General features: G+C 46.0%; 10 protein-coding genes. 8 read left to right on the top strand and 2 right to left on the bottom strand.

All coding sequences use genetic code 11. The features are described from left to right. Positions 1-142 precede the first annotated feature (142 nt). From CWO08_RS15555 to recD, 5 genes are all read left to right on the top strand, one after another. Positions 143-1,093, top strand: a complete 951-nt coding sequence (locus CWO08_RS15555; protein ID WP_181359927.1) for a TDT family transporter — start codon at positions 143-145, stop codon at positions 1,091-1,093. 127 nt (positions 1,094-1,220) lie between these two features. Next, the gene (gene recC, locus CWO08_RS15550) at positions 1,221-4,733 is read left to right on the top strand and encodes an exodeoxyribonuclease V subunit gamma (RefSeq protein ID WP_108020740.1); all 3,513 of its coding nucleotides are present in this window, start codon (positions 1,221-1,223) and stop codon (positions 4,731-4,733) included. Positions 4,734-4,739: 6 nt separating this feature from the next. Continuing rightward, positions 4,740-4,901, top strand: coding sequence for a hypothetical protein (locus CWO08_RS24020; protein ID WP_170222438.1), 162 nt, complete (start codon positions 4,740-4,742; stop codon positions 4,899-4,901). 241 nt (positions 4,902-5,142) lie between these two features. Further along, positions 5,143-8,817 carry an exodeoxyribonuclease V subunit beta gene (recB, locus tag CWO08_RS15545; RefSeq protein WP_108020739.1) on the top strand — a complete coding sequence of 1,225 codons (3,675 nt, stop codon included), beginning with the start codon at positions 5,143-5,145 and terminating at the stop codon, positions 8,815-8,817. Continuing rightward, the gene (recD, locus tag CWO08_RS15540) at positions 8,817-11,027 is read left to right on the top strand and encodes an exodeoxyribonuclease V subunit alpha (protein ID WP_108020738.1); all 2,211 of its coding nucleotides are present in this window, start codon (positions 8,817-8,819) and stop codon (positions 11,025-11,027) included. The genes recB and recD overlap by 1 nt, the downstream gene beginning before the upstream one ends. 52 nt (positions 11,028-11,079) lie before the next feature. Here recD and CWO08_RS15535 read toward each other — a convergent pair whose 3' ends face one another. Next, entirely contained in the window at positions 11,080-11,271 is a 192-nt protein-coding gene (locus tag CWO08_RS15535; RefSeq protein WP_008223046.1) for a hypothetical protein, read from the bottom strand. 283 nt (positions 11,272-11,554) lie between these two features. Next, entirely contained in the window at positions 11,555-12,892 is a 1,338-nt protein-coding gene (gene argA / locus CWO08_RS15525) for an amino-acid N-acetyltransferase (RefSeq protein WP_048663694.1), read from the bottom strand. A gap of 162 nt (positions 12,893-13,054) precedes the next feature. On the opposite strand from argA, the gene CWO08_RS15520 reads away from it, so the two are divergent. The 3 genes from CWO08_RS15520 to tcdA all read left to right on the top strand — a co-directional run bounded on the left by CWO08_RS15520 (position 13,055) and on the right by tcdA (position 15,645). Beyond that, complete coding sequence (locus tag CWO08_RS15520; protein WP_048657893.1) at positions 13,055-13,528, top strand: DUF2850 domain-containing protein; 474 nt, start codon at positions 13,055-13,057, stop codon at positions 13,526-13,528. A gap of 81 nt (positions 13,529-13,609) precedes the next feature. Continuing rightward, complete coding sequence (gene mltA, locus CWO08_RS15515; RefSeq protein ID WP_108020737.1) at positions 13,610-14,722, top strand: murein transglycosylase A; 1,113 nt, start codon at positions 13,610-13,612, stop codon at positions 14,720-14,722. A gap of 113 nt (positions 14,723-14,835) precedes the next feature. Further along, complete coding sequence (tcdA, locus tag CWO08_RS15510) at positions 14,836-15,645, top strand: tRNA cyclic N6-threonylcarbamoyladenosine(37) synthase TcdA (RefSeq protein ID WP_048657895.1); 810 nt, start codon at positions 14,836-14,838, stop codon at positions 15,643-15,645. Positions 15,646-15,681: the final 36 nt, after the last annotated feature.

Below are 15,681 nucleotides of genomic sequence, written 5' to 3'. Positions count from 1 at the left end.
TATAATTGGATATTGTTTAACGAAGCGCAAGCGTATTATGGCTTCAACAAGCTGATGAGTTCACAAGTTTAGTGAATTAAGTTTAAGAGAGGCTGACATGATTCAACGTATTAAATATAGATTAACAGGAGCTCCAACACCCATGGCAGGGTTAGCACTAGCAATCGCAAGCTTAGGCTGGTGCTGGGATGGCGTTTTAGTCGCACAAGGTATTTTGCACACCCCAGGCTTAGTCCAGTGGATCAGTGCAGCTATTGCAGCGGTATTGCTTCTTGTTTTAGCTGTGAAATTTTTGATTCACGGTCATTTACTTCGTGAAGATCTTGCTCACCCTGTTGTCGGCAGTGTGGTACCAACATTTGCAATGGGGTGCATGGTGGTGTCAGCGTCTTTGGCGCCAATCTCTCAATTCTTACAAGAAGCTATGTGGTTAGCTTCTGTGGCTTTGCACGTTGTGTTTCTAATGAGCTTTTTGTACCACAGAGCTAAAAACTTTGAGATTCACCATATGGTGCCAAGCTGGTTTGTGCCACCAATCGGTATCATTGTGGCAGACGTTTCTTTCTCGGGTAATCCAGTTTTAGAGCCTGTAGCGAACGCGACTTTGGTATTCGGATTATTGGTTTACGCTGTGATGCTACCACTGATGATTTACCGTTTGATCTTCTCTCACGAAGTGCCAGATGCTGCAAAACCAACGATTGCGATTATGGCAGCACCGGCAAGCCTATCTTTGGCGGGTTACTTAACCGTTACTGCTAGCCCTTCACCTGTGATCATTGGTTTACTATTTGGTATTGCAGTGTTGATGACGTTCATTATCTATATGGCGTTTTTCAAACTACTTCGTCTTCCATTTAGCCCTGGTTATGCAGCGTTTACCTTCCCAATCGTGATTGGTGCAACAGCCTTGTTTAAACTGGCTGCGTGGATGCAAGCACAAGGCATTGAAGCGCATTACATCAATCAAGTGTTTGGCCTAGCGTATCTTGAATTGATTGTGGCTACGTTGGTTGTGGGTTATGTCGCTGTTCGTTACTACATGAACTACAAACCTCATCGTGTTTTAGGCGCGGTAGCGGGTAGATTGTAAGAGGCAATAGTTCAAAAGATAAACGAAGCTTAAGCTTTCGGTATTTCATAAGCTTATATTCCTCATCCAAACTCAGCACTTATGCTAATCTGGCTGTATATTGTGGCAAGATTAGCGTGAGTGCACTTTGTTTACTGTTTATCATTCCAATAAAGTTGATACTTTAAAAATCCTTCTCGTTCACTTAATCAAAAGTGACCCTTTAGCCAATCCTTTCGAAAAAGAGCAGATCTTGGTTCAGAGCCCTGGTATGTCTCAATGGCTTAAGATGGAACTCGCCAAAGAGTTTGGTGTAGCAGCAAATATCGATTTTCCTCTCCCAGCAACCTTCATTTGGGATATGTTTACCCAAGTGCTTCCTGATGTACCGAAACGCAGTGCTTTTAATAAAGAAGCGATGACGTGGAAGCTGATGAGTTTGTTACCCGCGAAACTTGACCACCCTGATTTCTTACCCCTACAGCGCTATCTTGAAAACGACGAAGATGGCTCTAAGCTGTATCAATTGGCAGAGAAAATTGCCGATATCTTCGATGGTTACTTGGTGTATCGACCTGAGTGGATGGCGATGTGGGAAGCGGGAGAACCCGTTGCAGAATTGATTGATAGTGAAGGGCAACAAGAGCACCCTTGGCAGCCAATTTTGTGGAAGGCACTCTACGAGCAAACGCTCTCTCAAGGCCAATCAAAGTATCACCGTGGCAACTTGTATCACGACTTCATTGAAGCGTTAGCTAATCAACAAGGCCAGTTACAACACCTGCCGAAACGTTTGTTTGTGTTTGGTATTTCGTCACTGCCTCCTCGCTACATGGATGCTTTGAAAGCACTTGGCGAACAGATTGATGTCCACCTGATGTTTACCAACCCTTGCCAACATTACTGGGGCGATATTCGTGACCGTAAATACTTGGCGAGAGTGGAAGCGCAGCGTCGTAAGCAGTTTGCTTTGGTTGATGGTTTACCTCAGCTAGAAGGCGAAGTCTCACCATTAAAAGATGGCATTGAAGCCAATATTGAAGACGAACTGCATACCAGCCAAGCGGTCGGTAATAGCTTACTTGCGTCTATGGGTAAACTGGGCAGAGATAACCTGTTCTTGCTGTCTCAATCAGACAGCGAAGAGCATGAGTTCTTTATTGATGTCGAGAGAGACAGCCTGCTGCATCAACTGCAAGCTGATATTCTTGAGTTAGAAGAGCACCAAGACGCTCACATCTTAGACTCCAGCAACCATAAACAAGTGGTTGAGCTGGGCGATCGCTCGTTGACTGTACATGCTTGTCACAGCCCAATGCGTGAGGTTGAAGTTCTTCATGATCAGCTGTTAGCAATGTTTGACGCTGACCCGACACTAAAGCCACTCGATATCATCGTGATGGTGGCAGATATCAATGCCTACAGCCCTGCGATTCAGGCGGTATTTGGTAATGCCCCGGGTGAGCGCTATATCCCATATTCAATCTCAGATAGAACCGCAGATCAAGAGAGCCCAATTTTGACGGCGTTCATGCAGCTAGTCGCGCTACCAAACACGCGCTGTTTAGCTTCTGAACTTCTAGAGTTATTAGAAATCCCAGCGATGATGGCACGCTTCGGTATTGATGAATTTCAATTTGAACAAGCTAAGCAGTGGGTTGAAGAAGCGGGTATCCGTTGGGGTGTCGATTCTTCTACCGCAACTGAATTTGACTTACCTGCTACTGAACAAAATACCTGGCTATTTGGTATCCAGCGAATGCTACTGGGCTATGCGATGTCGGATTCTGCAGGTTTGTTTGAAACTGAACACTCTCCAATTGCCGCTTATAACGAAGTTCAGGGCATTAACGCCGAACTTGCAGGTAAGTTAGCGCATTTTATTGACCGCATTGCTCATTACCGTCAACGCCTTGCTGAGACGCAATCTATCGACATGTGGCGTGAAACCTTGCTGCAAATGATTGATGATTTCTTTGCGGTTGAGTTAGAAGGTGAGGTGGTGCTTAAGTCGATTCGCGATGCACTTTCTCAACTGAATGAACAGCTTGATGATGCCTTGTACGAACAAGAGCTATCGCCAAGCATTATCTATCAGTACTTGAATAATAAACTGTCGGGCGCGCGTATTAGTCAGCGTTTCTTAGCGGGACAAGTTAACTTCTGTACGCTGATGCCGATGCGTTCTATTCCGTTCAAAACCGTTTGTCTATTAGGCATGAATGATGGTGTTTACCCGCGCTCAATGCCACCAGAAGGTTTTGATTTGATGAGCGCCCAAACTCGCTCGCCGAATGGCGTAGGCAAAAAGAGTCTAGCTCGTCCCGGAGACCGTTCTCGTCGTGATGATGACCGCTACCTATTCTTAGAGGCGATGTTGTCAGCGCAAGAATGTTTGTACATAAGCTATGTCGGCCGTTCGATTCAAGATAATACTGAGCGAGTGCCGTCGGTATTGGTTTCAGAGTTGATAGAGTACTGCCAGCAGAACTACTGCCTAAGTGAAGACCAAGCGCTACCAAGTGATGATTCTGGTATCAAGCTGACTCAAGCGATCAGTTTTGAACACACCATGACGCCATTTAGCCCGGCAGCCTTTACACAAGGTGATGCAAGTCATGTATTGAGCTACGCCAAAGAATGGCTTCCTGCAGCTAACCGTTCCGGTGAGCGCAGTGGTGAATTCAATCGTGCCTTGGATGACTATTTGCTTGGTGCAACCTATCCGTTAGAACTCGATTTGGTTGAGCTGCAACGTTTCTGGCGCTTGCCAGTACAGTACTTCTTTAACCGTCGTCTAAAAGTGGTGTTTGAACCACCGCTTCCGGTAATGGAAGACGATGAACCATTCGTACTTAATGGACTAGAGAGCTTCCAGCTCAAAGATGCGTTGCTACAAGTGTTGCTTGATCACCCTGAAGGGGCGGATGAAGCGGTTCGACTGTTTGTCTCTGAGCAAAAAGCACAAGGTCGATTACCGGTTGGCGCTTTTGGTGATATCGAATTTGAAACCAACCGTGTTCAAGCGGAAGACTTAGCCAAAGAGATTCGATTTGTGAGCGGATCACCACAACAAGATCTCGAAGTGAATATCGAATTTGATGTGTTAGGCGAAGGCAAACCTGTTCGCTTTATGGGTTGGCTGACTCAAAACTATCAATCGGGTCTAGTTCGTTTCCGTAGCGGTAAAATACGCTCGCAAGATTATTTGGCCGCGTGGATTGATCATCTATGTTGCGCGGTGATGGGACACGGAAAAACGACTCATATTATTGGCTACGACAGAAAAGAAGGTGTGGTTCATCAAACGCTACAACCTATCGGCGATGCGCAGCAAGCGAAGAGTTTGCTGGCTGAGTTAGTGCGATTGTTTTATCAAGGCATGACAGCACCATTACCTTACTTCCCGAAAACCGCCTTGGCTGGCGTTGAAGCGGGCTTTAGCCGTGGTAAATGGGTCGATGATGAAGAGAAGTCGCTCAAGAAAATGGCCGATACTTTTAATGATAGCTTCGCTTTCACGGGCGAGGGTCGAGATAGCTACATCTCGCGTATTTGGCCTAAGTGGGACGAGGAGCTGGCGGCTGAGTCGCGTATGTATTCAACGCTTGTGTTACAGGCGGCAAGGTTGGCTGCTGCCGATCTGGAAGATCAGGAGTAAGTGGCTGTGATCGACAAGATCAGTAGCGTGTGCGCTGAATTAATGAAAAACGAAAGAGAGTCGCTGGTAAGCATTTGGGGTGCTTACTTTCCAGGTAAAGGGAATCAAGGTGAACAGAAGCAAGGTACAGGAAATAAAGTGGCCGCCAGTAAATCATTATTAGTGTAGGGCGTTCGCTGTACGGCCACAGGTCAGAGGGACCATTATTCTGTGGTTCAAAGTAACGCCGTAAAGTACAAAACTCGTACGCGCTCCTGAACTCGTGGGCGCATAGTAGCGAGGCGATCTGAATTGATCCGTGAGAGAGATCGCACTAACTATTAACAAATCAGCGTAGGACGTAAATTGAATGACGTTTTCCACGCTAGGTCACATTTGTAACAACATATTTATCAGAAGGCAGTAAGGCATGACGACCACAAGCAGTGTTCAGGTAATTGCTCCACAGACACTCAATACCATGACGTTTCCACTTCATGGCGCGCGTTTAATTGAAGCATCGGCGGGTACGGGTAAAACATTTACCATCGCCGGCCTGTACTTACGCCTACTGCTCGGGCACGGCACGGCAGCACCACAAGGTGAGCTTACAGAAGCTACCCGACACCATGAGCCACTGACCGTAGATCAAATCCTGGTAGTGACCTTTACCGAAGCGGCAACCGCAGAGCTGCGGGATCGTATTCGTGCCCGAATCCATGATGCACGCATAGCGTTTGCTCGCGGGCAAAGTGATGACCCAGTGATTGCTCCTTTGTTGCAAGAGATCGAAGACCACGCTGGCGCTGCGAAAACACTGCTTAATGCGGAAAGGCAAATGGATGAAGCGGCTGTCTACACCATTCACGGCTTCTGTCAGCGAATGTTGACTCAAAATGCCTTTGAGTCTGGAAGCCGTTTTGATAATGAATTTGTGACCGATGAAAGTCATCTGAAAGCGCAAGTGGTTGCTGACTATTGGCGTAAGCAGTTTTACCCGCTGCCTATTCAACTGGCTGGTGAGGTTCGTAATATTTGGGGCTCACCGGCTGCGTTATTAGCAGACGTCAATCGTTATCTGACGGGTTCTCCATTGAAGCTAACCGTAGAAGCGATGTCGGGTGACTTACAAACTCTGCACAAGCAGAACCTAGACAAAGTGAAGCAACTCAAAGCGCTGTGGTGTGAGTCTGAAGCGGACTTTTTGGCTTTGATCTCAAGTTCAGATGTGAACAAGCGCAGTTACACCAAGAAGTCTCTGCCAACATGGTTAGAAGCGGTCACAGCATGGGCGCAGAGCGACACTCATGATTATCAATATCCAGACAAGTTAGAGAAGTTCTCTCAAGCCACGTTAATTGAAAAAACACCGAAAGGCACCGCGCCTCAGCATGCCGTTTTCGAAGCGATTGAAGATTTCTTAAATCACCCAGCTGACTTGAAAGCTCCGTTATTGGCGCATGCGATCACCCACTGTCGAACTATGCTCGCCAAGGCTAAGCAGCAGAAGCAGTGGTTGTCGTTTGATGACTTGTTGACTCAGTTATCCGCGTCGATTGATGTGGATGAGCAATCGCTGCTGGTGGAAAGAATCCGTACCTTATACCCGGTGGCGATGATCGATGAATTCCAAGATACCGATCCGCTGCAATACAGTATTTTTAGCCGAATCTACCTCGATAATCCGCAGTGTGGTCTGTTTATGATCGGTGACCCGAAGCAGGCTATCTACGGTTTCCGTGGCGCGGATATCTTTACCTACATTAAGGCAAGAAACCAAGTTAGTGCTCACTATACGTTAGGCACTAACTGGCGTTCGAGTGCTGATATGGTCAGCGCAGTAAACCAAGTGTTTATGAATTCGGACAGTCCGTTTATCTACGATCAAGACATTCCATTTTTGCCCGTTGCTGCCAGTCCATCTGCTGACAAACGCCAATGGGTGATGAATGGCCAGACTCAACACGCACTGACCTTTTGGCTGCAAGAGGCTGAAGATAAGCCATTGCCGAAAGGTGAATATCACAAGGCAATGGCAGAAGCGACAGCGAGTCAAATTCAAACCATTCTGACCGCTTCTCAAAACCAGCAAGCCTATTTTGATAACGGCAAAAAACAACATGCCGTGAATGCGGGGGATATTGCTGTCTTGGTTAGAACCGGTAGTGAGGGTCGTCTGATTAAGAACGCGCTGTCTGAGCAAGGTATCGCGAGTGTGTATTTGTCGAACCGAGATAGTGTGTTTACCAGCTTAGTCGCACAAGATATCCAACGCTTACTACAAGCTGTGCTGACACCTGAAAACGACCGTGCATTGCGCGCGAGTTTGGCCTCTGAGTTGTTTGCTCTGGATGCCGCATCATTGGATGAACTCAACAACGATGAAGTGGTGTGGGAGAACGTCGTTAACGAATTTCGAGAATATCGTAAGTTGTGGCTGCAGCGTGGCGTGCTACCAATGCTGCGTAGCGTTATTAGTAAACGCCATCTCGCGGAACGCTTACTAGAAGAAGAAAATGGTGAGCGCTCACTTACTGATTTGATGCACATAGGCGAATTGCTACAACAAGCAAGGCAAGAGCTTGATAGCGACTATGGCTTGTTGCGTTGGCTAGCAGAAGCGATTTCCGATGCTCAAAATGGTTTAGGCGGGAGTGAGGATGACATTCAGCGTCTTGAATCAGAAAGAAACTTGGTTCAAATCGTTACCATTCATAAGTCGAAAGGTTTGGAATATGACTTAGTATTCCTGCCATTTGTTACGAGTTATCGAGAAGCGAGTGAAGGCAAATTCTACGACCATGATTCAGATACCACAGTACTGGATATTACAGGTAGTGACAGTGCCTTAGCCCAAGCCGATAAAGAGCGATTGGCGGAAGATCTACGCTTGATTTATGTAGCGTTGACTCGTGCGGTTTATGGCTGTTTCATTGGCATGGCGCCACTGCGTAAAGGGCGTTCAACCAAAGAGCCGACAGGTGTGCATTTGAGTGCGATGGGCTATTTGGTTCAAAACGGTCAAGAGCAGGGTATTGCCGAATTGCACCAAGCTTTAGCGGCTATTGAAGGCAAAAATTCAAGTGTGCTGTTAGCCGAAACACCAACCGCCCACGAGCAAGTGTTTGTACAAACAGAGCAAGTGAGTGAAGACTTACATGCGAACGAGCTCAAGGCTTCAATCGACAGGGCTTGGCGTATCACCAGTTACTCGGGGCTTGTAAAGCAAGGCAGTCACGGTGCGAGCCATGACGCGACCATTGAGGTGTCTGGTTTTGATATTGACTCGGCTGATGAGCAGGATGAGTCTGAGTTGATTGAGCCTGAACGCTCTATCTTTACGTTCCCTCGTGGTGCTCGCCCAGGTACTTTCTTGCACACCTTGTTTGAGGAGGTTGAATTTACCGAGCCAGCAACCAGTGAACATAACACGCAAGTAATCACTCACTTATTAGAATCAGAGCAATATGAATTAGAGTGGCTACCTGTGCTTCAGCAATTGGTCGATACAGTGCTGAACACCGCATTAGACGGCAAGAACTTAAAACTAAGCGAGAAAGACTCAACACAACGCTTAGTTGAGATGGAGTTCTTACTGCCAATTGAAGTATTGGCCTCATCAGAGTTGAATCAAACCATTCAATATCATGATCCATTGTCAGCCAAAGCGGGCGACCTAGGTTTTCAAACCGTGCAAGGTATGCTGAAAGGCTTCATCGATTTGGTGTTCGAGCATCAAGGTAAATACTATGTTCTTGACTGGAAATCGAATCATTTAGGTGATGATGTTGCTGTCTACCATGGCGAGGCATTGAAATCGGCGATGGCCGACCATCGCTATGATCTGCAATATCAAATTTATGCATTGGCGTTGCACCGTTTCTTACGCAGCCGCGTTGCCAATTACAGCTACGAACAACATTTTGGTGGCGTGTACTACTTGTTCTTACGAGGAATGGACGGCCAATCTCTGCAAGGTATTTTCTCGGCGAAACCAACACAGGCGTTACTTGATGAAATGGATCAATTGATTGACGGTAAAGTGATAGACAGACGTTCAGCACAATTGAATGACGATGAAACTGGTCAGATGGGGCTTTTATAATGACAACAACGACCACTAATACCAGCATAGAAACAGCGAACACAACGAAGTCAGTTTCACTTATTCCTGAGCAACTTATGGATGTACTCAAGTTTCTTGCAGATAAGGGTTCGATTCGTCAGTTGGATTATCAGTTTGCCCGTTTTATTGCTCAGCAAGCCACGAGTTACTCTCAAGAAATCGGCTTTCTCGCGGGGGTAGTGAGTCATGAATTAGGCAAAGGGCACATTTGTTCTCAGCTTATACAGCAGCATACGATAGGCCCTGCACAAACGGCAGATCTAGCCCAGTTACTTGGGTTGTATGGTGAAACGGCGCTGCAATTGAATCAAAAGCTGTTAGGTATTGATTGGTTGGCGGTACTTCAATCGTCCAATTTAGTTGGAGCAACCAATGACTGTGTTAAGCCGCTGATGTTTGATGGACAGCGTGTCTACTTACAGCGTTACTGGAACTACGAGGTTGTACTGGCTGACACCTTAAACCGTTTAAGTAAGCCTGTAGAGTTCAATATTGAACAGAAAAAGGCGCTGACGGAAACACTCAATCAGCTCTTTGCACGCAGCTATCACTTCCTGTTTAACGCCTTAGCCAAGGCTGAAGCAAGCCAACAAACGTCTCAGGTGTTACGCCAACAATTGGTGTGTGATCATCTTGATATTGTCGATGAGCAATCTTTGAATTGGGGCGCAATTGACCAAGCGATTATCCAAGCCAAGCAGGTAACAGACTTAGATGTGCTAGACAGCTTGGTACCGTTGTCGGCATGTTTGAATTGGCAAAAAGTGGCGGCAGCGGTGGCGCTGAGTCGTCGCTTTGCGGTGATTTCCGGTGGGCCGGGTACTGGTAAAACGACCACAGTAACCAAGTTATTGTCGGCGATGGTCGAGCAATCATTAAGCCAAGGAAAAACACCTACGATTAAGCTAGTGGCACCAACGGGTAAAGCGGCGGCGCGTTTAACTGAGTCGATTGGTAAAGCGATTGAACAGTTGCCATTAGCGCCTGAAGTGAAAGCCAACATACCAACTGAATCGAGTACCTTACACAGATTACTCGGCGCGATTCCTAACCGTGCTGAATTTAGACATAACCGACGCAATCCACTCCACCTTGATATCTTGGTGGTGGATGAGGCCTCTATGGTTGATTTATCGATGATGTATAAGCTGGTGGATGCACTTCCTGAACACGCAAGGCTTATCTTGTTGGGTGATAAAGACCAACTCGCTTCTGTTGAGGCGGGCGCGGTGTTAGGTGATATCTGCTCATTTAATTCAACAGGCTATAGCACAGTGCAAGGCAACTTGATTGCGGAGATGACAGGCTTTGATGCGATAGCCAATACACAACAAGCAAAAGCGGGAGCCGTTAATCCTCCGGAGATTGCAGATAGCTTGTGTATGCTGCAGAAGAGTTATCGTTTCGATGCACGTTCAGGTATCGGGCAGTTAGCAAAAGCAATCAATAACGGCTCTGCGAATCAAGTAGACCAAGTGTTTGCCAAAGGGTTTGGCGATATTGAAAATCATCCTCTATCGAGTGACAGCTACAACTTGATGCTACGTACTTTGGTTCATGAGTATGGTGCGTACCTCAATAGAATGAACGTGCCGTTGGAAGAATTAGAAACTCAAGAATCGAGAGCCAAATTGGTACTCGATTTGTTTAGCCAATGCCGACTGTTGTGCTCTATTCGTGAAGGTGATTTTGGTGTTAAAGGTCTCAACCATCGTATTGAAAGAGCGCTTGCCGCAAGACGTTTAGTGAATCCACACAACGATGAATTGTGGTATCACGGGCGACCTGTGATGGTAACGCGTAACGATCATGGCTTGGGTTTATACAATGGTGATATTGGTATCTGCATGCTTGAATCGGATTCAAGCCAACCTGATTCATCACCTCGCTTGAAGGTCTATTTTGAGTTGCCTGATGGTAGCGTAAAAGCGGTGTTACCAAGCCGAGTGCCGGATCATGAAACCGCTTATGCGATGACGATACATAAATCTCAGGGTAGTGAATTTGATCTGACCTTAATGATCTTGCCGCCGGATTTCAGCCCTATTTTAACGCGAGAGCTTATCTACACAGGTATTACGCGAGCGAAGAAGCAACTGATGATGTTCAGTGATACTAATGTATTAAAGCGTGGGATTAAGGTGAAAACAGAGCGAGTGAGTGGTTTAGGAAGCCGCTTAACTAGCTAAAGGTGATTGAGGTACATGTACAAAGCAACCATCCCTGGTTGCTTTGAGCGTGCTAGGAATCAGTGCCTAAAAACGCTCGAGTAAACGATATGTGGTTTATCTTGTATTTTGCTTGGCAATTCAAAATAAACTCTTTTAGATTCTCGCTCACAGGGAACACGCAGTGTACGTCTAGCCCTTCTAAGAATTGGTTATCAGCCATATCCCAAAAACTTTGCAGCGAGTTACAAACAATGGTTCTCATATCAATGTTGCTCTTTTTGCTGTTTATATTAACGAGCAGAGCTAATGTTAGCGTGCTGACCGTCAACGGGTATAGCAATCCGTGCAGTGACCACCTCAATGCATGTGATATGACAACCGAGATGGTAATTCCAATAAAAACATTTGTTATTTTGTTAAAGCGACTAAATTCTATACAATTTTGCGTGTGAGTTAAAGTGCATAGTTAATAAATCTCATATAGAAAACGATTACGTTTGCAATTATTTTTATTTTGAAGTGAGATTCCGCTCCAAAAACTTTATTTATACGTTGAGCGCCAGGATCTTTGAGTTTCTCTGATAGTTGTATAGCCCTTGTTTTTCCATCGGTAACTCATCAACTGCTATCTCGTAAAAACCTTGTTCACGAAACCAATGAAGGCTGTGTGTCGTTAGGACAAATATTTGGTCGATATCGCGAGATTTTGATTGGTGGCGCATGTAATCCAGCAGTAATTGCCCACGATTTCCATCACGATAATCAGGGTGGATTGCAACACACGCCATCTCTGCCATGTGATCTTCCGGGTAGGCGTATAGCGCCGCGCAACCAATGATCAGTCCGTCTTTTTCGATAATGGTAAAGCGGTGGATCTCCTGCTCTAATTGCTCTCTTGAACGACGAACCAAGATGCCTTGTTCTTCTAAAGGACGAATGAGATCAAATATGCCACCAATATCGTCAATCTGAGCTTGTCTTACTTGCTCTGCACTCGCCATGACCACTTGGGTGCCAATACCATCAAAAGAGAACAGCTCTTGGATTAATGCGCCGTCGACTTTGTAGCTGATTAGATGGCAACGAGGGACTCCGGCACGACAAGCCGAGATCGCACCTTTCAAGAAGCGCAGTGTTCCTGTGCTCATGTCTTCGGCAGGTTTTTGAGATTCTGTTAAGCGTTCTAGAATTTGTTTGGCGTCTTTAGGGAAGAGTTCGGCGAGTACATTGCCGCTTTCATCTGTTACCCCTTGCTCGGAACAGAACCCAATCAGCTTGTCGGCCTTTAAACGAATAGCAACCTGAGTTGCGACTTCTTCTGAAAGCAGGTTAAAGCTTTCGCCAGTCACGGAGCTAGCTATGGGCCCAAGAAGGACTATGGAACCTTGGTCAAGTGTGCGATTAATCCCTTCGATATCGATTCGACGAATACGACCACTGTGGCAATAATCTGTACCATCATCGACACCTAGCGGTTGCGCGGTGATGAAGTTACCACTCATCACATTGAGTTGAGTGCCTGCCATAGGGGTGTTGTTCAAGCTCATTGAAAGGCGAGCTGTTATGGCTAGTTGTAGCTGGCCAGCTGCCTGCATAGCGACACCCAGAGAGTATTCATCGGTGACTCTAATATTCTTGTGATAAGGCGTATGGCAATCTTGTTTTTCTAACAGTTGGTTGATCTGTGGTCTTGCCCCGTGAACGAGAACAATCTTCACGCCAAGACTATGGAGTAGGGCAATGTCGCTAATAATGTTACCAAAGTTTCTATCGGCAACAGCTTCGCCTCCCAGCATAATGACCATGGTTTTGCCACGGTGAGCATTCACGTAAGGGGTTGATTGTCTGAAACCTTTTACTAGCGCTGTACTTCTTAATTTCACAGAACAAGTCCATTTGTGTTTATTTATTCGTTAATTTAGCATTTAAATTCAAATGTAAACAACACCTTTTTGGAATAAAGCGCAAACTATTCTTATCTAGACTTCAATATATAAACTGTCTCAGTGTAGAATGCGCATAGCATCCTTATGAGTCGTAAACGAATGCAGCAAGTTCCAGCTACAAAGAACAAAATCGATGAGATAACCAAAGGCCTCTACAGTGAAGCAGATCAGCGCAATCAATCTAAGTTGAAGCGTAAGATCATTGAGCGCTGCTTAATGGTTTTAGCCTTGGTGGGTTCATTTGCTGTGGTTTCTTTATTCGGTGATGTGCTTTCCCGAGTGCAAGATGCGGCGACGCCTGATCATCTAATATATGGTACTTGGATAGAGCAGGATGTTGCACATTATGCGACAGATGAGTTTGTACTGAATGCTAATGGTGTGTCAGTTCGTGGGTCTGTTATCTCGACGAACTTTGACTTTGATGGCCACTACTTCGAATATAAGGCCGGTGAAAAGACCTATCGCTACCGCATGACTAATTCTGACAATACAGAAATGGTGCTCGATTCTGACAGCCACTACAACCCTATCTTCCGCCTTAAAGGTCACATCGATAACTCCGTCCGGTAGGTTATCTTATTGTAAACTCTTACAATCTAAGATTGTGTTATCTGACTGTTTTTGTCATCCTCGATGCATAGAATTTTTAGGATGACTCTTGTGATTAAAAAATGGCTTCCCCTTGTTGCCGCCTCTTTACTATTTGGCTGTGCTCAACCCACCGATCTTGCTCAACAACATCTTGATGATGAATTTCCTCGCACCTTAAATAAGGTCGATCAGGTTGAATCCAATAAGCCAAGAGACTACACCGCATTCGCTGAACAAGCTGAGATGGTGGTATCTAAATCTCCTTCGATGGCGAAAATCTATGAGCCGCTTTATCAGCAACTCAATGAGTGGGCGCTGCAAAGCGGTGATCCAAGCCAACTAGCAAACTTTGGCGTTCAGACTGCTCAACTGGGTGGTGGCGATAAGCAAGGCAATGTTTTGTTCACGGGTTACTTCTCTCCTGTAATGGAGTTGCGCCATGAAGCCAATGAAGAATATCGATTCCCTGTTTATGGGCTTCCTGACTGCGATAAAAATTGTCCAACTCGTGAAGAGATCTACAATGGTGCTTTAGAAGGTCAAGGTCTTGAACTTGGCTACGCTGCTAACCGAATCGACCCATTTATGATGGAAGTGCAAGGCAGTGGCTTTGTGCATTTCGGAGATGATGACACGTTGCAGTATTTCGCTTACGCGGGTAAGAACAATAAGGCGTACGTGAGTATTGGCCGTGTGCTGATCGAACGAGGTTTGGTTCCCCGTGAAAAAATGTCGTTGAAAGCAATCAAAGAGTGGGTATTGGCGAACGAGCCTGAAGTTGTCAAAGAACTGCTTGAACAAAACCCTTCTTTCGTATTCTTTAGCGCGAGAGATGACTTATCGGTAATGGGCAGCGCAGGCATCCCACTGTTACCAATGGCCGCAGTTGCGGGTGATCGCTCTATCTTACCAATGGGAACGCCGATTCTTGCAGAAGTACCGCTGCTAAATGCCGACGGTACTTGGAGTGGAGCACACCAATTAAGATTGTTACTGGTTTTAGATACGGGTGGTGCGGTTAAGCAAAACCATTTGGATCTCTACCATGGCATGGGCCCACGAGCAGGTACTGAAGCGGGTCATTACAAGCATTTTGGTCGTGTGTGGAAGCTCGGGTTAGATGGCAGCGCAACCGAAGCTCCTTGGGCTTTGCCTCCTGAAAAGGTTGAGTAAGCGACAATAAAATAGGGCATTGAAAGCGAATCGTTAATCCCCTAGACTTTTTATTCAAGAGTGCGTATAAAACGCACTCTTTTCTTTTTCTCAGAAATAAATTGGCGGCAACAATGCGTGAATTGACCACTCCAGCTTCAGAAAACTATGACCAACGATTTGGTGGCACTCGTCGCCTGTATGGCAATAGTGAAGTCGACATACTTAGAGGAGCACACGTGTGTGTAATCGGTATTGGCGGTGTAGGTTCATGGGCGGTTGAAGCGCTTGCTCGTACTGGTTTAGGTGAGCTGACGTTGATCGATATGGATGACGTTTGCGTGACCAACATTAACCGTCAGATTCATGCTATGTCGGGTACCGTTGGTAAGAGCAAAATCGAAGTGATGGCAGAGCGCGTCAAGCTGATTAACCCTGAATGCAAAGTTAACCTGATTGATGACTTTATCGGCCCAGACAATCAGGCTGAATACCTATCGAAAGAGTTCGACTTTGTGTTAGATGCTATTGATAGCATGAAAGCGAAGGCTTCGCTGCTGGCGTACTGTCGTAGCAACAAAATTAAGGTGATCACTACTGGTGGTGCTGGTGGTCAAATCGACCCAACGCAAATTAAAGTGGCCGATCTGACCAAGACAATTCAAGACCCGCTAGCGAAGAAGCTAAAAGACACCCTTCGTCGTCATCATAATTTCCCTAAGAATCCAGCACGTAAGTTTGGTATCGATTGTGTGTTCTCAACTGAACAGCTGAAATATCCTCAAGCTGACGGCAGTGTATGCGCTGCGAAAGCAACAGCAGAAGGTCCAAAGCGCATGGATTGTGCGACGGGTTTTGGTGCGGCAACGGTGGTAACGGCGACGTTTGGTTTTGTGGCTGTTTCACGTATTGTAGAAAAGCTGATTCAAAAGCACGCTAAGTAACGTCTTCTATTCAATTAATAATCGACTGGATATTAA

It is taken from the genome of Vibrio sp. 10N.286.48.B8, assembly GCF_003050085.1.
GTDB lineage: Bacteria > Pseudomonadota > Gammaproteobacteria > Enterobacterales > Vibrionaceae > Vibrio > Vibrio crassostreae.
This window is presented reverse-complemented; position numbering and strand designations above follow the sequence as displayed.